The organism is Desulfovibrio sp., assembly GCF_009712225.1.
GTDB lineage: Bacteria > Desulfobacterota > Desulfovibrionia > Desulfovibrionales > Desulfovibrionaceae > Desulfovibrio.
On record NZ_WASP01000006.1, the window covers coordinates 275795 to 297712 of the forward strand.

The 21918-nt window shown below is 57.5% G+C and carries 20 protein-coding genes and 2 tRNA genes; 6 read left to right on the forward strand and 16 right to left on the reverse strand.

Annotated elements, in window-relative coordinates; genetic code table 11:
• Nucleotides 1-25: 25 nt before the first annotated feature.
• The 15 genes from rho to F8N36_RS06675 form a co-directional block, all read right to left on the reverse strand.
• Nucleotides 26-1321 (reverse strand): transcription termination factor Rho, encoded by a 1296-nt coding sequence (gene rho, locus F8N36_RS06605; RefSeq protein ID WP_192111909.1) that lies wholly within the window; start codon nucleotides 1319-1321, stop codon nucleotides 26-28.
• A gap of 184 nt (nucleotides 1322-1505) precedes the next feature.
• Nucleotides 1506-2021: a CarD family transcriptional regulator gene (locus F8N36_RS06610; protein WP_291332009.1), complete on the reverse strand. Its 516-nt coding sequence runs from the start codon at nucleotides 2019-2021 to the stop codon at nucleotides 1506-1508.
• A gap of 301 nt (nucleotides 2022-2322) precedes the next feature.
• Complete coding sequence (gene pth, locus F8N36_RS06615) at nucleotides 2323-2919, reverse strand: aminoacyl-tRNA hydrolase (protein ID WP_291332010.1); 597 nt, start codon at nucleotides 2917-2919, stop codon at nucleotides 2323-2325.
• On the reverse strand, nucleotides 2909-3808 hold the full coding sequence (locus tag F8N36_RS06620; RefSeq protein ID WP_291332011.1) for an alpha/beta fold hydrolase: 900 nt from the start codon (nucleotides 3806-3808) through the stop codon (nucleotides 2909-2911). Before F8N36_RS06620 ends, pth begins: the two co-directional genes overlap by 11 nt.
• A 94-nt stretch (nucleotides 3809-3902) precedes the next feature.
• Nucleotides 3903-4493 carry a 50S ribosomal protein L25/general stress protein Ctc gene (locus F8N36_RS06625; protein ID WP_291332012.1) on the reverse strand — a complete coding sequence of 197 codons (591 nt, stop codon included), beginning with the start codon at nucleotides 4491-4493 and terminating at the stop codon, nucleotides 3903-3905.
• 109 nt (nucleotides 4494-4602) lie between these two features.
• Nucleotides 4603-5550, reverse strand: a complete 948-nt coding sequence (locus F8N36_RS06630) for a ribose-phosphate pyrophosphokinase (RefSeq protein ID WP_291332013.1) — start codon at nucleotides 5548-5550, stop codon at nucleotides 4603-4605.
• 146 nt (nucleotides 5551-5696) lie between these two features.
• Nucleotides 5697-5771: transfer RNA gene (locus F8N36_RS06635), tRNA-Gln, on the reverse strand.
• A gap of 5 nt (nucleotides 5772-5776) precedes the next feature.
• On the reverse strand, nucleotides 5777-6655 hold the full coding sequence (gene ispE / locus F8N36_RS06640) for a 4-(cytidine 5'-diphospho)-2-C-methyl-D-erythritol kinase (protein WP_291332014.1): 879 nt from the start codon (nucleotides 6653-6655) through the stop codon (nucleotides 5777-5779).
• Between the two features lie 22 nt (nucleotides 6656-6677).
• Nucleotides 6678-7211 carry an ATP-dependent protease subunit HslV gene (gene hslV, locus F8N36_RS06645; RefSeq protein ID WP_291332596.1) on the reverse strand — a complete coding sequence of 178 codons (534 nt, stop codon included), beginning with the start codon at nucleotides 7209-7211 and terminating at the stop codon, nucleotides 6678-6680.
• 2 nt (nucleotides 7212-7213) lie between these two features.
• Complete coding sequence (locus tag F8N36_RS06650) at nucleotides 7214-8623, reverse strand: M48 family metallopeptidase (RefSeq protein WP_291332015.1); 1410 nt, start codon at nucleotides 8621-8623, stop codon at nucleotides 7214-7216.
• A gap of 59 nt (nucleotides 8624-8682) precedes the next feature.
• Nucleotides 8683-10134 carry a cysteine--tRNA ligase gene (gene cysS, locus F8N36_RS06655; RefSeq protein ID WP_291332016.1) on the reverse strand — a complete coding sequence of 484 codons (1452 nt, stop codon included), beginning with the start codon at nucleotides 10132-10134 and terminating at the stop codon, nucleotides 8683-8685.
• Nucleotides 10135-10143: 9 nt separating this feature from the next.
• Nucleotides 10144-10587: a ribose 5-phosphate isomerase B gene (gene rpiB, locus F8N36_RS06660; protein WP_291332017.1), complete on the reverse strand. Its 444-nt coding sequence runs from the start codon at nucleotides 10585-10587 to the stop codon at nucleotides 10144-10146.
• 123 nt (nucleotides 10588-10710) lie between these two features.
• On the reverse strand, nucleotides 10711-11496 hold the full coding sequence (locus tag F8N36_RS06665; RefSeq protein ID WP_291332018.1) for a lipoprotein insertase outer membrane protein LolB: 786 nt from the start codon (nucleotides 11494-11496) through the stop codon (nucleotides 10711-10713).
• On the reverse strand, nucleotides 11493-13277 hold the full coding sequence (locus F8N36_RS06670; RefSeq protein ID WP_291332019.1) for a tetratricopeptide repeat protein: 1785 nt from the start codon (nucleotides 13275-13277) through the stop codon (nucleotides 11493-11495). Before F8N36_RS06670 ends, F8N36_RS06665 begins: the two co-directional genes overlap by 4 nt.
• Nucleotide 13278: 1 nt before the next feature.
• Nucleotides 13279-14547: an RNA polymerase factor sigma-32 gene (locus F8N36_RS06675; RefSeq protein ID WP_291332020.1), complete on the reverse strand. Its 1269-nt coding sequence runs from the start codon at nucleotides 14545-14547 to the stop codon at nucleotides 13279-13281.
• A 297-nt stretch (nucleotides 14548-14844) separates the two neighbouring features.
• Between F8N36_RS06675 and F8N36_RS06680 the strand changes: the two genes are divergently transcribed.
• The 6 genes from F8N36_RS06680 to F8N36_RS06705 all read left to right on the forward strand — a co-directional run bounded on the left by F8N36_RS06680 (nucleotide 14845) and on the right by F8N36_RS06705 (nucleotide 21304).
• Nucleotides 14845-17241 (forward strand): homocysteine S-methyltransferase family protein, encoded by a 2397-nt coding sequence (locus F8N36_RS06680; RefSeq protein WP_291332021.1) that lies wholly within the window; start codon nucleotides 14845-14847, stop codon nucleotides 17239-17241.
• Nucleotides 17242-17289: 48 nt separating this feature from the next.
• Complete coding sequence (locus F8N36_RS06685) at nucleotides 17290-17754, forward strand: TlpA disulfide reductase family protein (RefSeq protein ID WP_291332022.1); 465 nt, start codon at nucleotides 17290-17292, stop codon at nucleotides 17752-17754.
• Nucleotides 17754-18263, forward strand: a complete 510-nt coding sequence (locus F8N36_RS06690) for an N-acetyltransferase (protein ID WP_291332023.1) — start codon at nucleotides 17754-17756, stop codon at nucleotides 18261-18263. The genes F8N36_RS06685 and F8N36_RS06690 overlap by 1 nt, the downstream gene beginning before the upstream one ends.
• Nucleotides 18250-18798 (forward strand): hypoxanthine phosphoribosyltransferase, encoded by a 549-nt coding sequence (gene hpt, locus F8N36_RS06695; RefSeq protein WP_291332024.1) that lies wholly within the window; start codon nucleotides 18250-18252, stop codon nucleotides 18796-18798. The genes F8N36_RS06690 and hpt overlap by 14 nt, the downstream gene beginning before the upstream one ends.
• Before the next feature lie 43 nt (nucleotides 18799-18841).
• Nucleotides 18842-19612, forward strand: coding sequence for a zinc-ribbon and DUF3426 domain-containing protein (locus F8N36_RS06700; RefSeq protein WP_291332025.1), 771 nt, complete (start codon nucleotides 18842-18844; stop codon nucleotides 19610-19612).
• 330 nt (nucleotides 19613-19942) lie between these two features.
• Nucleotides 19943-21304, forward strand: coding sequence for an amino acid permease (locus F8N36_RS06705; protein WP_291332026.1), 1362 nt, complete (start codon nucleotides 19943-19945; stop codon nucleotides 21302-21304).
• A gap of 514 nt (nucleotides 21305-21818) precedes the next feature.
• On the opposite strand, the gene F8N36_RS06710 is transcribed toward F8N36_RS06705, so the two are convergent.
• Nucleotides 21819-21894, reverse strand: a tRNA-Lys gene (locus tag F8N36_RS06710).
• Nucleotides 21895-21918: the final 24 nt, after the last annotated feature.

Below are 21918 nucleotides of genomic sequence, written 5' to 3' on the forward strand. Positions count from 1 at the left end.
CAAATCACGCCGGTTGCCAGGGCAGTTATTTGCCCATGGCGTTCATGAAATCCTTGTTGGACTTGGTAGCCCGCATTTTGTCGAGCAAAAATTCCATGCTGTCGATGGACGACATGGGCGCAAGAATCTTGCGCAGAATCCAGACACGGTTGAGCACATCGTCGGCCAGCAGCAGGTCTTCCTTGCGCGTGCCGGTGCGGTTGATGTCGATGGCGGGGAAAACACGCTTTTCCGACAGGTGGCGGTCAAGGTAGATTTCCATGTTGCCGGTACCCTTGAATTCTTCAAAGATAACTTCGTCCATGCGCGAGCCGGTGTCGATAAGCGCCGTGGCAATGATGGTAAGACTGCCGCCCTCTTCAATGTTGCGCGCTGCACCAAAAAAGCGTTTGGGACGCTGCAGGGCGTTGGCGTCAAGACCACCGGAAAGCACACGGCCGGAAGAAGGCGTAACAGCGTTGTAAGCGCGGCCCAGGCGGGTGATGGAGTCGAGCAGAATAACCACGTCACGCTTGCGTTCCACAAGGCGCTTGGCCTTCTCAAGAACCATTTCGCAAACCTGCACATGGCGCTGCGGCGGTTCGTCAAAGGTAGAGCTGATAACTTCGGCCTTTTTGACCGTGCGCTCCATGTCGGTAACTTCTTCCGGGCGTTCGTCGATCAGCAGCACGATAAGGTAGACATCGGGATTGTTGGCGTTGATGGCATTGGCCAGCGATTGCAGCAGTATGGTTTTACCGGTGCGGGGCGGGGCCACGATAAGGCCACGCTGACCACAGCCAATGGGCGCCATGATGTCGATAACTCGGTTGGAAAGATTCTTTTCGCCATTCTCCATGACGAGCTGGCGATCGGGATAGATGGGGGTAAGGTTGTCGAAAAGAACGAGGTTCTTGGCGTGTTCCGGGGGTTCAAAGCCGATTTCGGTAACCTTGAGCAGGGCGAAATAGCGTTCGCCCTCCTTGGGCGGGCGGATCTGCCCGGAAACTATATCACCCTTGCGGAGCGAAAAACGTCTGATCTGCGAGGGCGAAACGTAAATATCGTCTGGGCCGGGCATGTAGCTGCACAGGGGAGAGCGCAAAAAGCCAAAGCCGTCGGGCAAAATTTCAAGCACACCGTCACCGTAGATGGCCCCGTTTTGCGAGGCACAGGTGGAAAGCAGTGCAAAGATGAGTTCCTGCTTACGCATCGAACTGGCATTTTCGATTTCATACTGCTCGGCCAGTTCCATAAGTTCTTGCATGCTACGCGTCTTCAGATCCGTGAGGCTCAAGGCGCTGTCGGTCAACAGTGTGGAAGTAGCTTTCTTTTTGCGCATAACAGTCCGATATTTTGATAAGACACAGGGTATCACTTACAGTATAGATATACTGTAGTGTGGTGGGCGGATGATATTGGGAACAAAAAAGATGTGTGAAATTGCGATTAGCCCATCTTTTCTGTAATGGCAAGGAAAAAATGCGTCACATTCCACAAAAAGATCCAAAAAAGTGGCAGGTGCTCTACCCGGCAGATTCCTGGTCGACTGGTGGCGGCGCATAGATTTCAAGCAGTTCGTCGCGTACTTTGTCTTCTTCGACTTCCAGCACTTCCGAAAGCTCGCCAGTAACAAGACCCATGGCCTGTTCCAGCAGCCGCCGCTCGCCAAACGAAAGTTCCTTGCTGCGGCCAATAAGCAGCAGCTCGCGCAGAACCTCGGCAACTATGGCCAGACTGGGACTTTTGAGGCGTTCGGAGTATTCGCGAAAACGGCGGTTCCAGTTCTGGCCGGTGTACACGGCCTTGCCGGATTCGTTGCGCAGCGATTCCAGAATAGTGAGGGCTTCGTCCTTGGGGGTAAGCGTACGCAAACCCACATGAGCGGCATTGTTCACAGGAACCATAAGTGTGACGTTGTTTGCCCGAATGCGTACAATATAGAGCTCACAGACCAGCCCCCCAACAGTTTTGCTGTCTATGCGTTCTATTTTGCCCACACCTTGGGCTGGGTAAACAACGAGATCGTCCGAAGTGAACATGATGCCACCAACACGCCCGAAAGGGCGCAACTAAACGAGACCAGAAGCGATTTAGCTGGAAGTCGCGAATTAACTGAATAAAAAGAAGAGCCTGAAACCAACTCTTCAAACAGCTTAGTCCAAGAATGAGCAAGAGTCCAGTTGAAAAAGTATTTTGCTCATATTCAGGTAATTGGCACAAACAAGTGTAACGCGGGGCAGTGCGAAGTGTAGTTTGCGCATGCTCTGATATACCAATGTGCATGCTTTTTAAGGGCAATCCACATAACCCCCCGGCTGCACATGTTACAGGCCTGGGGGGCTAGCTGGCCTTTCTGGCAGCCCTCACGGCGCTGTCCAGTCCTTTATCCGCAAAGGCAAAAAGTGTTTCTGCGGCGTGGGACATCGCATTTTCAATGTTTTTGGCATCGTCGCCATCGGGTCGCCCCAATACCCAGTTGGTTACGTCGCCCTTGTGGGGGGGGCGGCCTATGCCCATACGCAGGCGGTAAAAATCGGGTGTGCCCAAAAGCTCGGTAATGGACTTGAGCCCGTTGTGACCGGCATTGCCGCCACCAAGTTTGAAGCGCAGCTCGCCAGCGGGAATATCAAGCTCGTCGTGCGCAACCACAAGATCCTGTGGCTTGAGCTTGTGCCAGGCAAGCAGGGGTTGTACGCACTGACCGCTCAGATTCATGAATGTTTGCGGCTTGGCGGCCAGCCAGCAGCCACCCAGTTTGGGCAGGCGCAGTCGCCACAGCTCGCACGAAAACTTGGCGCCGTTCTGCTGGCTGACTTCACCCTCTCTGCCCGCAAGGTCAACGAGGTATGAAACAAAGTCAAAGCCGCAATTATGGCGGGTGTGGTCATACTTGGCTCCGGGGTTGCCCAGGCCAACGATAACGCCATTATAGTCCATGAGGTGCGTCTCCCGACGTGATTTCGCTGCTTTCAAGGCGCAGCTGCAGGCCAAGGCCAGCACAAAAGGCTGCCGCAGTGCGGGCCGTAAACCGGCAAAGTGGCGGATTCATGGCCGCCAGATGCCCACCGCCAGAAAGCCAAACAAGCTTTTTGGCCGGGGCTTCCAGACTGTCAAAGGTGGTCTGAATGATGGCCGGGGTAAACAGGGCATCATTACGGGCGCTGAGCATGCATACCGGGCAACGCAGATTGGTCGGCAGGTGTGTGTTGAACAGGCTGGCCAGAAACTGTAGCGGGTACGAAAACCGAGCCTTGCGGCGGCTTGTGACCGTGCGGCGCGCTCCGGCCAGTATTCTGCCTGGCGCAAGGTATGCCTGCAAAGGCAAGGGCAGCCGGGGCAGCCAGCGGGCCAGAGCAGCAAAGGCCGCCTCGATTTTTTGCCTGCGGTCGGCCAGGGCCGCAAAACGCGTAAGGTAAACGGCTTCGCGCATCTGCGGCAGCACTCCGGTAATGGGAAAGCTTGCCACAATGTCAGATGATGCCGCCGCATGCGCCAGCGACAGTATGCCCCCCTGGCTGTGCCCGCACACGGCAATTTTGCTGTAGCCAGACTGGCGCAGCCAGTTTTCTGCATCAAGGCCGTTTTGCAGCAGATCATCAAAGGTGAAACCCGTGTTGTGGCTATTCAGCCCATGGCCAGTCAGGTGCAGGGCAGCCACAGCAAAGCCGGCCTGACGCAGTGCCATGAGCATGGGCCGGTACTGAAAGGGCGAAAGCATGGTGCCAGGATAAAACAGCATGACTCCAGCCCCGTGGTTGGGCCAGATTTCGAGCTGTAGCTCCCGACGGGCGGGCAACTTGCGGGTAACGATGGCAAAATCGTGCATAGAACCGCGCGCATAAAAATGAGGCCGGTTCCTCGCGGAACCGGCCAGAACAGTCGCACAAAGGCCGGTAAAACCGGCCCTGTGGCAAACAGTATTAGCTGGCAGCTTCAGCGGTTTCCTTGGCTTTGGAAATAACGCTGATGATGGCAAAGTTGTGGTCGTAAACGGCCTTGACGTTTTCGGGCAGCTGAAGATCGGCCACGCAGATGGTGGTGTTGATGTCCATAGCGGTCACATCAACAACAATCTTCTTGGGGATTTCGAGGGGCTTGCTGCTCAGGCGCACGATTTCGCGGTAGGTTTCAAGCTGGCCGCCAAGCTTCACGCCGCGGGCCACGCCGGTGAATTCCACAGGCACGTCAACGGTGATGGGCTTTTCAAGATCCACACCGTAGTAGTCGATGTGGCTGAATTCCTTCTTGTAAGGATGGTACTGCACGTCCCAGATGATGACGGGGTACACGGTCTTCTGGCCATTGTCGTCGATTTCAAGGTCGAAAACAGAGGTACGGCCAGCTTCGGCAAAAATCTTTTCCAGCGGCAGGGCAGGGGCCTGCACAGAGATGTTGTCACCCTTGGCGGTGTAGAACACGCCGGGGATCAGATCTTCGGAACGCAGGCGGCCACTCGCGCCTTTGCCGCAACCTTCGCGCTTCTGCACGCTCAACGTTTTTTCAATCTTCATGTCCTGCTCCTTGGCTTACCGCCGCCGAAACGTGCGGAAAAAGTTCTGTTATTATGGAACCGGCCTTGTGTGGCTGGTTTGGGTCTATACACCTGCCGCCCCAGTGGGACTAAACAAACAACACGCTTACCGAAGAACCGGTATGAATGTTGTGAATGGTTTTGCCCAGAAGGGCAGCCACAGAAACAACCTCCAGCTTGGAACAGCGTTCAAGCTTGTCACCAAGGGGAATGGTGTCCGTGACAAATACCTGCGAAAGAGCCTCTGTGCTGTTGATGCGGTCAATGGCGGGGCCAGAGAGCACAGCGTGCGTGGCACAGGCCACGATCTTGGTCGCGCCGTTTTTCAGCAGCACATCTGCGCCCGCGCACAGCGTGCCAGCGGTGTCGATCATGTCGTCCACCACAATGGCAAGGCGGCCCTTCACATCACCGATGACGTGCATGGCCTGCGCCTGATTGGGCTTGTCGCGGCGCTTGTCCACGATGGCCAGGGGCGCGTTGAGGCGCTTGGCATATGCGCGCGCTCTTTCAACGCCGCCCGCATCGGGCGAAACAATGACGATGTTGTCGTCGTGCAGCTTGCGCAGCGACTCAAGCATGACAGGCACGGCAAACAGGTTGTCCACCGGGCAGTCAAAATAACCCTGAATCTGTCCCGCATGCAGGTCAATGGTAACCACGCGCTCTGCACCGGCAACGCTGATAAAGTCTGCCACCATTTTTGCGCTGATGGGCGCACGGGGGCTGACCTTGCGGTCCTGACGCGCATAGCCGTAGTACGGAATAACGGCTGTAATTCTGCCGGCACTGGCCCTTTTGAGGGCATCAAGCATAAGGCAGAGCTGCACCAGGTTGCGGTTGATGGTTGGCGGGCAGGTGGGCTGCACCACAAAAACATCATCACCGCGAACATTGTCGCCTATTTCTATCCGCAACTCGCCGTCGCTGAACGTGGTAGCCAGCGTGGGCGTGAGTTGACACCCCAGATGGTTGCAGATGGCCTTGGCCAATTCCGGATTGGATGACCCGGTGACGATCTTGAGATCGCTGTACATGAACCGCCCTGCCTTGCGCGCCAAAGAGCACTTACGGTTATACATCCTTGCTGCCGTCGCCGGAAGAAAGGCGGCGCTTTATTGCCAGGCCGCCGAAAGCCGACGGAAGGCGCGGTAATACGCCCCAGGCGCGGGGCAACAGTGCGTGGCTGGGATGGAAGGGTTCGAACCTTCGAGTGACGGAGCCAAAACCCGTTGCCTTACCACTTGGCTACATCCCAGTATTTCACAACACATGCGCGTAAACGCGCCTGTTCTCTCCTTGCAGCATGGCGGCTGCCGCCTGCGATTCCACGTGAGATTCGCGCGCGAAAAGCGCCACAATGCTCGAACCGCTACCGCTCATGGCAACGGCACAAGCTCCAAGGCGCAGCAAGTTCGCCTTGATTTCTGCAAGCTGTGGATGGCGTGAAAACACAACGGCCTCAAGGTCATTGTGAAGGTCCAAAGCAATCCGCACCCCGGAGAGAAAAGTTCCATTAGCCTTGCTTTCAGGCTTTGTCAAGCAATTTTGCCCAGGAATAGTGTTTGAAGCCCGCGTGCTGGCGTCATAATCAGCATATGCCTGTGGGGTTGAAGCATGAATATCAGGACATACCAGAACAAGGCGTATCCCCGCAAGCTCATCCGCCGCACATGGCTCGATTATTTCGCCAATACCCCTTACGCGGCACGGCGTGTTCCTGAGAAAAAACGGCGTGTCTGCGCCAACTTTCAGTGCCACTGCGGCCAGCTCTTCGTCAGTCAGGGGAGCGGGCAGCCTTTTGTTGAGCCATTGCAGCAGGGCCGCAGCATCGCTGCTGCCGCCACCAAGCCCGGCCCCGGTGGGAATGCCCTTGATGAGCCTGACCTCAAGCCCGGGCAGGCTGGGTACCCGCTCGGCCAGCGCGGCATAGGCCTTTGTGAGCGTGTTATTCGCAAGGTCGATGCCCGGCGTGTCGCAGTGCACCACAATGCCACTTGCGCCTGTTTCGCTTATGTGCAGCCTGTCGCAGGGGCGGGGCAGAGGCCAGAAAAGCGAATCCAGCTCATGATAGCCGTTTTCACGCACGCCTGTGATTCGCAGACCAAGGTTGACCTTGCATCCGGCAACTACAACACTCATGGGCTCTGGTCCTGATTGATGATTACAGGGATTCAACCGTCAGGTTGCCGTTGGTGAACACGCAGATTTCAGAAGCGATGCTCATGGCCTCGCGGGCGATGGCTTCCGCATCCATATCGCTATGCCGCACCAGCGCACGGGCAGCAGCAAGGGCATAAGGCCCGCCGCTGCCAATGGCCGCAACATCGTCGTCGGGTTCGATGACGTCGCCCGTACCCGAAAGAACAAGGATATGCTCGTTGTCGGCCAGCAGCAGCATGGCCTCAAGCTTGCGCAGGTATTTGTCCTTGCGCCATTCCTTGGTCATTTCAACGGCGGCGCGAACCATGTTGCCGCGCAGCTCCTTGAGTTTGGCCTCAAAGAGCTCAAACAGGGTAAAGGCGTCGGCGGTGGCACCGGCAAAGCCCGCCAGAATCTTGCCATCATGCAGACGCCGCACCTTTTGCGCGCCGTGCTTCATGATCATGCTCTGGCCCATGGTCACCTGACCGTCTCCGGCAATGGTCACCCGGCCGTTTTTTCTGACCGCCAGTATGGTTGTGGCATGTGTTTCCATCATCAGTTTTTATCCCATATTTCCTTGCGCTCTTTGTAGGCTGCCTCCAGCTTCTGGAAATCGCGCGGGTTGGCAGACTTGCCAGACAAAGCCTTTGCCTGGTTAAAGTAGCGTTCGGCCTGTTTTTTGTTGTTGGAATACAGCGCGCTGTACGCCATGTGTATGTACGCCCCGGCAGTGTCGCCAACCTTGCCCAGAGAACGGGCGTAGGCCTCGTGAACCTCGGCGTCTTCGGGCACGTAGCGCAGCACATCCTTATAGTACTGCGAGGCCTGCGCCTGTTTGCCGGTTTCATCAAGCATGCGTGCGTAGAAAAACGCGGCCATGTAGTCGCGGGGGTCGAGGCGCATGGCCTGCCGCAGCAAACCGTCGGCGCGGCTCATGTCACCCTTGCGGTAGTGGAAGGCCCCGGCCTCGCGCAGCACGAGGGGGTCGTTGGGCGAAGCGGCAAGGGCCTCGTCAAAGGCCTTGTTGGCCTCGTTGACCCGGTTGATGCGGGCCAGCACAATGCCGCGCCCCATGCACGAAAGACCGTCCTTGCCAGAAAAGCGCTGCTGGGCCGCCTGCTCATCGCCATAGCGGGCCCACAAAAGTGTTTTTACACGGATAAAGCGGCTGTTGTCCTGCGTGCGTCCCTGCACAGACTTGCCCATGCCCTGTATGCGGGCCTGAAGCCCGTTGATGCGGTCGCCGATGGCGGGGTGGGTAGAAAGGTAGGTGGGCACGTTGGTACCGCTCATCCAGCTTTTCTGGCGCAGCACCTTGAAGCCGTCCACCATGCCTTGAGGCGGGTAGCCCGCAGCCACAAGGTATTGCAGGCCGATCTGATCAGCTTCTGTTTCGTCTATGCGGCTATAGTTGAGCATGGCCGACTGCCCTGCGCCCAGTGCGCCCACGGCAATGGCGCCGCCGCTCGAGCCGCCCACGGCAACGCCAGCAATGGCCAGCAGCAGCGACCCAAGGGTCACGAACTGGGCGCGTTCAAGGCGCGAGGCCACATGGTGCTGGGTTACGTGCGCCAGTTCGTGGGCAAGCACGCCAGCCAGATCTTCCTCTTTTTCAAGGTTCATGATCAGGCCGGTGAACACGTACACATAGCCGCCGGGTATGGCAAAGGCGTTGAGCGAATTGTGCAGGATTACAGCCGCTTTGAAATTGAAAGGCTGCGGCGGAAGGCTTTTGGCCAGACGTTCCACGATGTGATTGACATAGAGGCTCACTTCCGGGTCTTCAACAATACCCATATTTGAGCGGATCATTACGTCAAACTTGTGGCCCATCTCCTTTTCGTCCTTGATGGTGACACCGCCGAAAAAGAAGGCCTGGGCAGGCACGGCCACAAGCTGGGCTGCCAGAAACGACAGCAGAACCAACAGCGCCATAACGCGGCGCACGGCAACACGGTGCAGCATGTCATCCTCACTGGGCCGCAGTAAAAAGGCCCGCGCCGAAAACCGACGCGGGCTACGGCTTACTCCAGATCCCAAACCTGACCTTCGGGGGTATCGCGTACGCTCACGCCGAGGTCTGCAATTTCCTGACGTAGCGAGTCCGAGCGGGCAAAATCCTTGCTGGCGCGGGCTTCCTGCCGGGCAAGCATGAGTTCTTCCACGCGGGCAACGTCAATATTCGCGCGGCGGGCGCGCTGGCTGCGCAGCTCGGCCAGAAAGACCTGCGGATCCTGACCAAAAAGGCCAAGGCGCTTGTCCCATTCCTGCGCACGGGCAAGAAAGTCCTGCAGCAGATCGCGCCCGGCTTCGCCGGCGCGCAGACCCTTGTCTTCAAGCAGGCGGTTTACAAGGCGCACCTGGGCAAAAACCTGCCCCAGAGCCTGGGCAGTGTTGATGTCGTCCTCAAGAGCGGCGTCAAAAGCCTTGGGCAGCGCGGCCCATTCCTCGGCCATTTCGGGCGGCAGAGGGGTCTTTTTCCACTTGTCGCGGGCAAGGGCCTTGCGGGCTTCGTGCAGGGCCGTGTACACGCGGTGCTGGGCTTTTTCCGCTTCGTCCATGCTATCGGCGGTAAAGTCGATGGGGCTGCGGTAGTGCTTGCCCAGCAGGAAAAAGCGCAGGGTTTCTGGCAGATAGTTTTCAAGAATATCGCGTATGGTCTTGAAGTTGCCGAGCGACTTGGACATCTTTTCGGCATTTACCTGCACAAAACCGTTGTGCACCCAGTAGCGGGCCAGCGAGCATGCGCAGGCTGCCTCTGACTGGGCTATTTCGTTTTCGTGGTGCGGAAAGATGAGATCCTGCCCGCCGCCGTGGATATCCAGCGGCAGATAGGGCTGGCTCATGGCCGAACATTCAATGTGCCAGCCTGGGCGGCCCTTGCCCCAGGGGCTTTCCCAGAAGGGTTCGCCGGGTTTGGCGGCCTTCCACAGGGCGAAATCGAGCGGATCTTCCTTTTCTTCGCCGGGAGCCACGCGTGCGCCAGAAAGCAGGTCGTCGAGACTGCGGCCAGAGAGCTTGCCGTAGGGTTCGTAGGCACGCACCCTGAAATACACGTCGCCCGAGGGCGTGGAGTAGGCCTTGCCCGATTCGATCAGGGTAGAGCAGATGGCCTGAATCTGCGGAATATAATCGGTGGCGCGGGGTTCTTCATCCGCGCGCAGCACGCCAAGGCGGTCCATGTCTTCATGGAAAGCGGTGATGTAGGTCTGGGCCACCTCGCGCCAGTCGCGGCCTTCCTTGTTGGCGCGGTTGATGATTTTATCATCCACGTCGGTAAAGTTGCGCACAAAGCGCACTTCAAGGCCCATATGGCGCAGCTGCCGCGAAAGCACATCAAAAACAAGGGCCGAACGGGCGTGGCCTATGTGGCAAAGGTCATAGGCCGTGATGCCGCAAACATACATGTTTGCCTTGCCCGCCTGCGCGGGAACGAACTCTTCTTTTTTACGGCCCAGGGTATTGTAGATCAGCATGTATGTCCCTTACCCGGCCTGGCCGGGAAGATTGATCATGTCGATGCGGCGCTGATGCCTGCCGCCCTCAAACGAACCTTCGAGAAAAGCCTCAACAATGGCTTGCGCCAGTTCCACGCCAATGATGCGCGCACCAAGGCAAAGCACGTTGGCATTGTTGTGCTGGCGTGAAAGACGGGCCTGCAGTTCGGTGGCGCACAGAGCCGCACGGATGCCAGCGTGACGGTTGGCGGCAATGGAAATGCCTATGCCCGTACCGCAGATAAGAATGCCCGTACCCTGTTCCTTTTCAACAGCGGTGCACAGCTTGTGGGCCAGCACGGGGTAGTCGCAGCTGTCGGTGGAATTGGTTCCCTCATCCACCACATTGATGCCCTTTTGGGCAAGAAACTGCACAAGGTGTGTTTTCAGCGCGTAGCCCGCGTGGTCTGAGGCAATATGAATGGTTTGCATACGTGCTCCTGCAAAGTTGCGGGCGGTGCGTCCGGACTGGCCGAACGCACCGCTTGGTGTCTGTAGGCATACTGCCCTGATGCTGTCTGCACCTGAAAAGGGCTTTGAGGCAAAGGGCAGAGGCTATGGCTGCTGCTTGAACTTGGCAAGGGGCAGCAGGGGTGCGTCTTCAGGAAGGGGTAAGGCCATTTGCTCTTTTGTAAAGGGCTGAGAAACCTTTTCCCTTTCCTTGATAAGCACAATGGCGCGCTTGCCGTTACTGTGCGCAAGATTCAGGCGGCGGGGCAGCGGCGTGGGGTCGTCGGAGTACAGAATTTCCATGCTCCAGCCCTTGCCGTTGGCCTGTTCCTGCCATTCAACGGGCAGACCCTGCTCGTTGAGGGTCACGCGGCCACCGGGTTGACCCTGAAGGTCGTAAATGGCCTTGCCGTCTGCAGTGAAGGCGGTGCTTTCAAACTGCTTGCCAAACACGGCAGCGTACCTGCCGTTGAGCAGGTCGGCCAGATGCACAAGGTTAAAGGGCACCGGCACGCCCACCTGCAACAGGGGCTTGGTTGCGCCCTGATAGAAGTAGGCCTTGTTTTCGCTGGGGCTGTAAACAAGGAAATGCTGGCCGTCTTCAAGAATCTTGGCAACGGTCGTGCCCACGCCAGCCATCACATCCAGACGCAGCTGGCGCTGGCTGTTGCCCCAGAACAGGGCTGTTACGCGCCTGGTGTCACCCTCTGTACCAAAACGCAGACTCAGCTGCAGGCGGTAGGGCTCGGACTTGTCAACAGCGCCAAGGGCGGCAAATTTTTGCCAGCGCTGCTCAAGAACTGCGCGATTTTCAGGCGAGGTTTGCAGCACAGGCTGACGGGCGCACGCGCAGAGCAGCGCCAGACAACAGAAGATGATGATTTTTTTCATAGGTTTGAAAGCCGCTGCCGCAATGCTTCCGCATTGTCGGGTTTGAGTTCCATGGCCTTTTGATAGGCAGTACGAGCCTCGTCCTTAAGACCGGCCCGCGCGGCGATATCGCCATAGTGCTCCCATATGGAGGCATCCGTATGCTCGTCCAGCGTAACGGCGCGGCGGATTTCCTTCAGGGCGTCATCAATTTTACCGGCCTTGTAGTAGGCCCAGGCCAGAGAGTCCACAATGTAGGACTGGTTGGGTGCGATTTCGTTGGCCCGCACAAGCAGGGTCATGGCGCGGTCAAGATCGCGGTTTTCCTCGGCAAGGGTGTAGCCTACATAGTTGAGGGCCTGATAATTGTCGGGGTGCAGCGCGAGAAGCTGTTCCATGGTTTTGAAAGCGGCCTTTTTATCGCCAGTCTCATCCTGCAGCGAACCGAGCAAAAAGCACATTTCCGCATTGTTGGGCCAGCGTTTGGCGGCCTTTTGGGCGGTTTCAAGCGCCTGCTTCATCTGCTTCTGGCGGGCAAGCAGGCGCACTTCAACTTCCACCAGTTCGGAAGAATCGGGGTTGGCCTGCGCGGCCTTGCGCACGGTGCCCAGCGCTTCGGCGTCACGTCCGGCCTCGGTCAGCAGCTGCACGCGCAGCATTTCGCCGCGTACAGCCGCCTTGCTTGTGGCGGGAATCTTGTCGAGCCACGAAAAAGCCAGATCAAGGTCGCGGCGCTGGTCGTAGGCCAGTTCTGCCAGCAGCAGATACACGTCCATGGGCGCATCGCCCTGGGCCACAATCTGCTTGAGCAGACTTTCTGCCTGCAAAAAGTGGCGGGAATCCATAAACATGCTGGCGACAGTAAGGCGGAAGGGAGTGCTTTCCGGCCCCTGCTGCATGTACTTGAGCGCCTTTTCGGGCTGGCCCATGCGCAGCGAAATGTTCACCAGACGCAGCAGCACATCCTGCGTGGAAAAATTGAGCTTGAGCAGCTTTTCGTACATGCCGCGCGCAGCCTTGAGATCGGGCTTTTGCTCATAAATGAAGGCAAGCTCGGCCATAGCCTCCACAAAATCGGGCATGTCCTTGATGGCGCGCTGCAGGTAGGTCACGGCCTCGTTGGGCCTGTCCATACCTATGAGCGCGCGGGCGTGGTAATAGTCCACAAGGGGGGTGCGCTGCTTGCCGGTAACGCTGTTGAGCAGCTTTTCCGCCTCTGGGTACTGCTTGCTTTTGACCAGCAGCAGGGCCAGCTCCATGCGGGCATCCACAGATTCGGGATGCTTCTTGAGATATTCGCGCATGAGCTTGACGCCAAGCTCGGGCGAACCTTTTTCCATAAGGGCTTCTGCATAGAGCAGGTTGAGCGAGATATCGTCGGGCCAGACGCTGAGGGCCTGTTCCATAACCATGGCCGCGTGGGGCGACTTGCGGCTCAGCAGCCATACGCCGCCCTCAAGCCAGATATTGACTGGCATGTGCGCCTTGGCAAGCAGGGGAGACGCCGCCGCAAGGGCGTTGTCATCCTCGTTGTTCATGGCCTGCGCAAATACAAGAAAAGCGTAGGTATTGAGCGCGTTGGGCGAAAGCTCGGCTTCGACCGGGCGCAGCGAAACGCCCTTTAGATCGAGCTTTTGGGCTTTTGCTGTGTCCGCAGGAGCGGAAGATTCCGCTGCGGGCGCATCCGATTTGTCGGCAGCCTGGTGGCGCGAGCCAGAGCAGCCGCCGCAGCCAAGCAGTGAAAACGAGGTGGCGGCGGTAAGGGCCAGGGCGCACAGCAGCGCAACGTGGTTACGTTTCATATCAGGATTGTATCCATGTGTCTGAAAAGTCCTTGATATCCACAGCAAGATGCTGCCGGATTTTTTCCAGCAGCCGCGCCTCCAGCTGGCGAACGCGTTCCCGCGTGACGTTATACCGTTCGCCTATCTCGCGCAAGGTTACCGGCTCGTCCGTGAGCAGGCGATTATGCAGAATATACAGCTCTTTTTCGTTCAGCTTGGGCAGTATGGTTTTGAGTTTGCTGCGCACAAGCCCGGCGATTTCGTCGCTGGCAAGGCTGTCTTCAATACCGGGGCCCAGCGCGGGCAAAAAGTCCATGCGCGTCGCGCCGCCAGCGTCTTCACCCACCGGCACGTTGAGCGACATGTCGGTAGATGCCAGGCGCTGGTCCATCTCGTTGATCTGGTCTTCCGTCACGCCGAGACGCTCGGAGAGCATGGCGGCGTCGGGGTCAAAACCCTGCACGATGAGCTTTTGCCGCTCGCGGTTCAGGTTGTAGAACAGCTTGCGCTGCACCTGGGTTGTGCCGATCTTGACCATGCGCCAGTTGTCCATGATGAACTTGAGAATGTAGGCCTTGATCCAGAAGGAGGCGTAGTACGAAAACTTGATGCCCTTGTCGGGGTCAAACTTGTTGACCGCGCGCATGAGCCCAACGTTGCCCTCCTGCACCAGATCAAGCACGTTCTGCATCCAGCGGCGCTGAAAATCCATGGCAATGCGCACCACAAGGCGCAAATGCGATGAAACAAGCCGAAAGGCGGCGTCCGCGTCGTTGTGGTCGCGTACGCGCAGGGCCAGTTCGTGTTCTTCATCGGGCTTGAGCAGAGGGAAGCGGCTCACTTCACGCAGGTACATGTGCAGGCTGTCGCGCGTGCCAACAGCGGGCAGACGGGTAGTGGACGGCGCAGGCAGGCCATCCCTATCGTCGGCGTCCAGCACAAGGGGGTCGAGGTCGTGGTCGTCGGCTTCATCAAGGTCAATGTCTACATCCGTGGCACCATCCACCAGCGAATCGTCGTCTTCCTGCGCGTCGGCCACGGAATCAGCGGCAACTTCCCTTACTTCAGCGCCGTCAATATCGAGAATATTTTTTTCCGCCGCTTTTTTTCCACCAGAGCGCGCACGCGTGGCAGGGGCCGCAGCGCGTGTGCCACCAGCGGTGGAAGTGGCCCGTTTGCGCGCCTTGGGAGCATCGAGAATTTCCACCTCGGGGGTGGAAATTTCAGATTCCTCCGCTTTTTTGGCGCGGCGTGGGCTTGGGGGAACTATCGGACTATCTTTTTTCATGATATTTATACTTGATAATCGCGGCCCGTAACTGGCCGCAATGTTTGATGCTATAGTTTTGGTTTGTTCTTTTCAATGTTTTTCAGTAGTAAAAGGCCTGCCGGGTTCTACGGTATGGCTTATTTTGTTGGCTCCGGCGGCACACAGCCCCGGTTCCGGCTTGCGTGTCCAGGCTCGCTAAAAATGCAGGGCTGGCGGCCGCAAACAACCGAAGCCCCACCATACAGGTAATGCAGGCGGAAGGCAAAGGTGCTCTTTTGCCTGCGGCAGGTGTGCTGGGAACAGAGCGAGACGACGATGACATTCAGACAAGCCCTCGGCCTTGGCAGGCCGCTTTTGCTTGATGGGGCCATGGGAACCATGCTTCAGGCTTCGGGTATGCCCGCTGGCGCGACCCCTGAAGAATTCTGCATGGAAAACCCCGATACCCTGCGCGGCATTCACAAGGCCTATCTCGACGCTGGTGTTGACCTGCTCACCTCGTGCACCTTTGGCGGCAATATTTACAAGCTGCCCAAGAGTCTGGATGTTTTTTCTTTCAACCGCCGCATGGTTGAAATTGCCAAAGAAGCCGCCGCGCAGGCTGGCAGACCCGTATTTGTGGCGGGCAATGTTGGCCCCACCGGGCATTTTGCCAAGCCGCTGGGGCCGGTGGAGCCCCGCGATCTCATCGCCGCCTTTGCCTTGCAGATTCGCGGACTGGTGGCGGGCGGGGCCGACCTTATATTTATTGAAACGCAGTTTGACCTGGCCGAGGCGCGGGCCGCAGTGGCCGCCGCCCGGCAGGAATGCGACCTGCCCGTCATGGTATCCATGACTTTTGAGCAGGGCGTGAGCCTCACCGGCTCAACCCCCACCATTTTTGCCGAAACCATGCAGAACATGGGTGTGGACGTAGTGGGCACCAACTGCAGCCTCGGGCCGGACCAGATGCTGCCCGTGGTGCAGGAACTGCTCAACGCGTGCGAATGCCCGGTTATGGCCGAGCCCAATGCTGGCCTGCCCGAACTGCGCGACAACGTGACGGTGTTTCCGCTGGGGCCGGAGGATTTTGCGCAAAAAACCGCTCCTTTTGCCCACATGGGCGCACGCGTGCTGGGCGGCTGCTGCGGCACAACTCCGGCGCATCTGGCGGCACTTGCGCAAGCCCTGCGCGGTGTGGAAAACATTACGCCGCCTTCGGTGATCCGCAGGGGTATCTGCCTGACAAACCGTTCACAAATGGTTCGCATCGCCGTGGGCGAGCCCCTGACCATCATTGGCGAGCGCATCAACCCCACTGGCAAGAAGGCCCTTACGCAGGAGCTTCAGGCCGGGGTGTTTGACGTGGCCATGCAGCTGGCCGACGCGCAGGTGGACGCTGGCGCAACTGTGCTTGACGTTAACGTGGGCGCGCCCCTTGTGGACGAAACCCAGCTCTTGCCCGAACTGGTGCAGCGCCTTGTGGGGCGGCTGCCCATGCCGCTTTCCATAGATTCTTCCAACGCTGCGGCCATTGCCAACGCCCTGCCGTATTGCCCGGGTTCGTTTCTGGTCAATTCCATCAGCGGCGAGGCCGGGCGTATGGAGCAGCTCGGCCCCCTGTGCCGCGATTTTGGCGCGCCCTTCATTCTGCTGCCCCTGCAGGGGGCGCATCTGCCGGAAAAAGCCGCAGAGCGCATCCGCACGGTTGAAAGCCTCATTGAAAAGGCTGAAGCAATGGGTATTTCGCGCCGCTTGATGATGGTGGACATTCTGGCTCTGGCGGTTTCCTCCAGTGCCGACAGCGCCCTGCAGTGCCTCGAAATGACACGCTGGTGCGCGGCCAACGGCCTGCCCACCACCCTTGGGCTTTCAAACCTTTCGTTTGGCTTGCCCGCCCGCGAGCTGCTCAACGCTACCTTCCTTTCGCTGGCCGCTGGCGCGGGCCTTACCTCGTGTATCGCCAATCCCTCTGCCCAACGGCTGCGCGAAGCGGCCGACGCGCTCAAGGTTTTGTGCAACCACGACGCCCACGCTTCGTCTTTTATTGCCTCGTATTCGGGCTGGAAGCCCGGTGAAGGCTCTGTGCAGGTGCGGCAGGGCGGCGGTGCTGCCGCCAAAACCCTTGCCGAGGCCGTACTTAACGGCGACAAGGAAAACGTGCTGCCCCTGCTTGATGCAGAACTTGAAAAAGGGGCCGACCCTTTCAGCCTGGTGCAGGAAAAGCTGATTCCCGCCATTACAGAGGTGGGCGCGCGCTACGAGCGGCGCGAATACTTTTTGCCACAGCTTATCCGCGCCGCCGAAACCATGCAGACCGCCTTTGTCCACCTTAAGCCGCTGCTTGAAGCTTCGCGCGGGGCAGAAGAGCGCCCCGTGGTGGTGATGGCCACGGTTGAGGGCGATATTCACGACATCGGCAAAAATATTGTTTCCCTGCTGCTGGGCAACCACGGCTTTGACGTTGTGGACGCTGGCAAGGACGTGCCTGCCGAGGCCATTGTTGCTTGCGCACTCAAGCACAACGCGCGTATCATCGGCCTGTCGGCCTTGATGACCACCACCATGGTGCGCATGGAAGACACCATTAAAATTGTCAGGGAGCGCGCTTTGCCCATCAAGGTTTTGGTGGGTGGGGCGGCTGTTACCCAGGCTTTTGCCGATGCCATTGGCGCAGACGCGTATTGCGCTGATGCCGTAGGTGCGGTAAAGGCCGCCAAGCAGTTTGTGTAGCCGCGCCCTGCGTGGTCTTGCTTCTACCCTTAAAACTTCGGGTATATTATGAAGAAAGTCATCCTGGCCTTATTGCTGTGTCTGGCCTTGCCGTGCTCGGCGCTGGCGGCCCCGTCGGTTCCTACCCTGAATCTGGCCGGACTTACCGATATGCTGGCCAAGAACAAGGGCAAGGTTATCATGCTCAATTTCTTCGCCACATGGTGCCCTCCGTGCCGCGTTGAAATTCCCGAGCTTGTGAACGTGCGCAAGAAATATGCGGAAAAAGACGTTCTTATCGTCAGCCTTTCCCTTGATGAAGACGCCAAGGTAGTGCCGGCCTTTGTGGAAAAGATGAAGATGACCTACCCGGTCTATATGGCTGACCGCGAAATCGCCAAGGCATTCAAGATCACGCAGATTCCGCACAATGCCTTTTACAGCAAGGACGGCCAGCTGATTCTCTCCGAACCTGGCATGGCTGACGCCGAAATGGTCGAAATGGTCTTCAAAAAGTTGCTGGAACAGAAATAATGGAAAATACCCTTGTGGTGCGCAAAGCCCACATGGACGATGTAAAGTCCATGCATGGGCTTTTGCTGCAATGCGCCCAGAAAGGGCTTTTGCTGCCTCGTGCCCTTATCCATCTTTACGGGCATGTGCGCAATTTTATGGTTACCGAGAATGCAGAAGGCGAAATAGTGGGCTGCTGCGCTCTGGCACCGGTGTGGGAAGATCTGGCCGAGATATGCTCGCTTGTGGTGCGCGAAGACGTGCGCCGTCTTGGAGCGGGCAGGGAACTTGTGCATGCCTGCCTGGCAGAATGCCAGAGCCTGCATATAAAAAAGGTTTTTGCGCTCACATATCAGGAGGCCTTTTTTGACCGCCTGGGTTTCAAGGTTGTGGACAAGAGCGTTTTGCCGCAAAAAATATGGGCTGACTGCGTGCACTGCGCCAAGTACCCCAACTGCGATGAAACTGCCGTTTATTTTGAACTGGATTCCGCTGCACAGGAAGCAGGAGAAACACATGTCCAAGGCTAAAGATATTGTTGTCAAGGAACTGAAACCGGTTTTTACGTCGGAACAGATTGCAGCCCGGATTCAGGAGCTGGCCGCCGAGATCAATGCAGTATACGGTGACGAACCTCTGGTGGCCGTTTGCGTGCTTAAGGGCGGCTTTATGTTTTTCAGCGATCTGGTCAGGTTCTTGCATAACAAAAACCTGGAACTGGATTTTGTCCGTCTTTCCAGCTACGGCAAAAGTTCCACCAGCTCAAAGCATGTGATCTTCAGCAAGGATGTTGAGATTGACATATGCGGCAAGCATGTGCTGATTGTTGAAGATATTGTGGACAGCGGTCACAGCATGCGCTTTCTGCTTGGCCAGTTTGCGGCTCGCAAGGCCCGCAGCCTGCGCCTGGCCGCTCTGGTAGACAAGGACGAGCGCCGTGAAGTTGACGTTAAGGTTGATTTTGCGGGCTTCAAGCTGAACCAGGGCTTTATTGTGGGTTTTGGACTGGACTACGCCGAGCATTACCGTATGCTGCCCGGTGTGTTTGAAGTTATTCCCGAATAGGCTTTTCCCGGCTCCGGCAGCCGGTAGGTTTTGGAGTAAAGGCATGGAAATAAAATGTCCCAATTGCGCTAGCCGCTTCAATTTGCCGGATCAGCTTGCCAAGCCGGGCGTCAAGCTGCGGTGCTCGGTGTGCAAAACGGTGTTTACCTATGAGCCCGAGGTGCCTCTTGCAGAGCAGGGGCCCCTGCCCGAAATGCCCATCAAAAAGAAGCTGCCGCTGCTCAAGATTGCGCTGGCGCTTGTGCTGGTGGTGGCATGCGCTGGCGGCGGCTGGTGGTATTACACATCAAAGGGCGCGGCAAAACAGCAGAACGAGCAGGACATTGCCAAGCAGGTTGAGCTGCTGACCATGCGTAATGTGCGGCAGTACTATGTGGATAACGAAAAAGTAGGCAAGGTCTTTGTGGTTGAAGGCCGGGTGGTGAACGAGTTTCCGCAGCCAAAGGAACTGATCACCATTGAGGCGGCCATTTACGACAAGGACAAAAAAGCCCTGGCAGTCAAAAAACAGCTGGGTGGCGTGCAGCTTTCACTTTTTCAGCTTCAGGTGTTGAGTGAGAAGGAGATGGAATCCTTCCTCAACAACAAGGTGGAAATTCTCACCAACAACACCAATGTGCCGCGTGGGGGCGAAGTACCCTTTATGGTGCTTTTTTATTCCCCGCCAGACGGTGTGGCAGAATTTGGCGTAAGAATTGTTGATGCCAGGGATGTGGCCGATCAGGCTGCCCATGCGCCAGCTTCTGCACCAGCAGCGGCTCCTGCTGCCCCAACTACTGCACCAACAGCTGGAAGTTCCGAACAGCCTAAGTAGGTTATGCAAACCCCGGATGCTGGCGCGTATGCGTCCGGCAGCCGGGGTTTGCCTTGTGCCTCCTTCCACACATGGGCGGTTGCGCCAGCGATGGCACACAACGCCAGTTGCGGGGTGAGGTTTTGTGTTTTTGAGGGGGCTGGCGGCCATGCTGCTGGCAGAGATGGTGGTTCTGGCTGCCTTTAGTTGCATGCGTGCTAGGCCGTGCGGCGAGGGCAAGGGGAAAAACCGGCCGCATACCGGGTTTGATGCAACTGGGCGACTCTGGCGGGGGTAGCCGTAGCCAATTTGCTGCAAATGAAAAACAACACACCTGAATTGAAAAGAGCCTTGAAAAACAGGCACGTACAGCTCATCGCCCTGGGCGGTGCCATCGGAACCGGTCTATTCCTGGGTTCGGCAGGAACCATCCAGATGGCTGGCCCCGCTGTTTTGCTGAGCTATGCCCTTGGCGGCTTCATTGCCTTTATGATCATGCGCCAGCTTGGCGAAATGATGGCGCAGGAACCCGTTGCAGGTTCGTTCAGCAATCTTGCCCACAAGTACTGGGGTGATTTTCCCGGTCTTCTCTCTGGCTGGAACTACTGGATTCTCTATGTTCTGGTGGGCATGTCCGAGCTCTCTGCAGTGGCCGTGTACGTGCAGTACTGGTTTCCCAGCATTCAACCGTGGCAGACCACGGCATTTTTCTTTTTGCTGATCACGGGCATCAACCTGTGCCACGTGAGCCTGTTTGGCGAAATGGAATTCTGGTTTGCCTCCATCAAGATCGTGGCCATTGTTTCCATGATTCTGCTGGGCACGTTTTTGTTGTTCAGCGGCCATGCTGGCCCTGATGCGTCGGTGAGCAACCTGTGGGCCCACGGCGGCTTTTTGCCCCACGGCTGGGAAGGCGTGTTTACCGCGCTGGCGGTTGTGGCATTCTCGTTTGGCGGCCTTGAACTTGTGGGCATTGCCGCGGCGGAAACCGACAACCCCCGCGTAACCATTCCCAAGGCTGTGAACCAGATTATCTACCGCATTCTTATTTTCTACATCGGCGCGCTGCTTGTGCTGCTGACCCTGCACCCCTGGAGCCAGCTTGGCGCGCCCGTGGACAAGAGCCACTGGGCCGAAGCCATGGTGGGCAGCCCCTTTGTGCAGATTTTTGATCTTATAGGCATTCCTTCCGCTGCCCACGTGCTCAACTTTGTTGTGCTTACGGCGGCCCTTTCTGTGTACAACGGCTGCGTGTATTGCAACAGCCGCATGCTTTACGGCCTCGCCCTTCAGGGCAACGCCCCCAAGGCTCTTGGCACTGTCAGCGCCCGTGGCGTGCCGGTGTACGCCCTGCTGATTTCGTCCCTTGCCACGCTGATCTGCGTAATCATCAACTACGCCATGCCCGGCAAGGCTCTGGGCATGCTCATGTCGCTGGTGGTGGCCGCTCTGGTCATCAACTGGGCCATGATCAGCCTGACCCACCTGAAGTTCCGCGCCGCCATGGAGCGTGCTGGCGAACTGATCCACTTCAAGTCGTTCTGGCATCCTTTTACCAACTATCTTTGCCTGCTTGTCATGGTATTGGTGCTGGTTGTGCTTGTGGTCATTGGTGAAAGCCTCGCCGTGATGCTCGCGCCCGTCTGGATCGCCTTTGTGTGGGTGGGTTACAGGCTCAAGAAGCAGACCAAGCATCTGCAGCCCCGCGCCTAGCCGCGCAGAGCTGGTTCAGTTTGACGCTTGGGCCCGCGTGGCCTGCACAGTGTATGCTGTGCGGGTGACGCGGGCTTTTTTATTATGCGCGGGGGGGCAGCTGGGCGCGCCAATGGCGGGGAGTATGCGCTGGTTGTGGCATAATTTTTTGCGGGCTGGTTTTGCAAATATTTTTTTGCGACAGGTCGTTGGCTGTGGATAAGATGGGCAGGGATGGGGCGTTGCCAGCAGCACGATAAAATGTGGTACGAGGAGATAAAGGGGCAGATAACGGGGAAAAGCAGCCCTTGACGAACCACCTGCGCCTGAGGAAGCAGGGGAACAGAAGGCCAGCATTGTTGTGAAACGGGAAAAAAGAGGAACGTCGCTGATTTCACAAGTTCGGAAGAAACTGGGCAGAGTCTGGACTTGTTCTAGACTAGCGGATATTGTTTTCGGAACAGGTGAACGCCATGAAAAATTGCAAAACGACAACAAAAAAAGGTTCGTGGTTGAACCACGAACCTGAATTTTCTGGTGGGCCATCAGGGACTCGAACCCCGAACCAACTGATTAAGAGTCAGCTGCTCTACCAATTGAGCTAATGACCCGCATTGCGTGAAGAGGTGTTTACG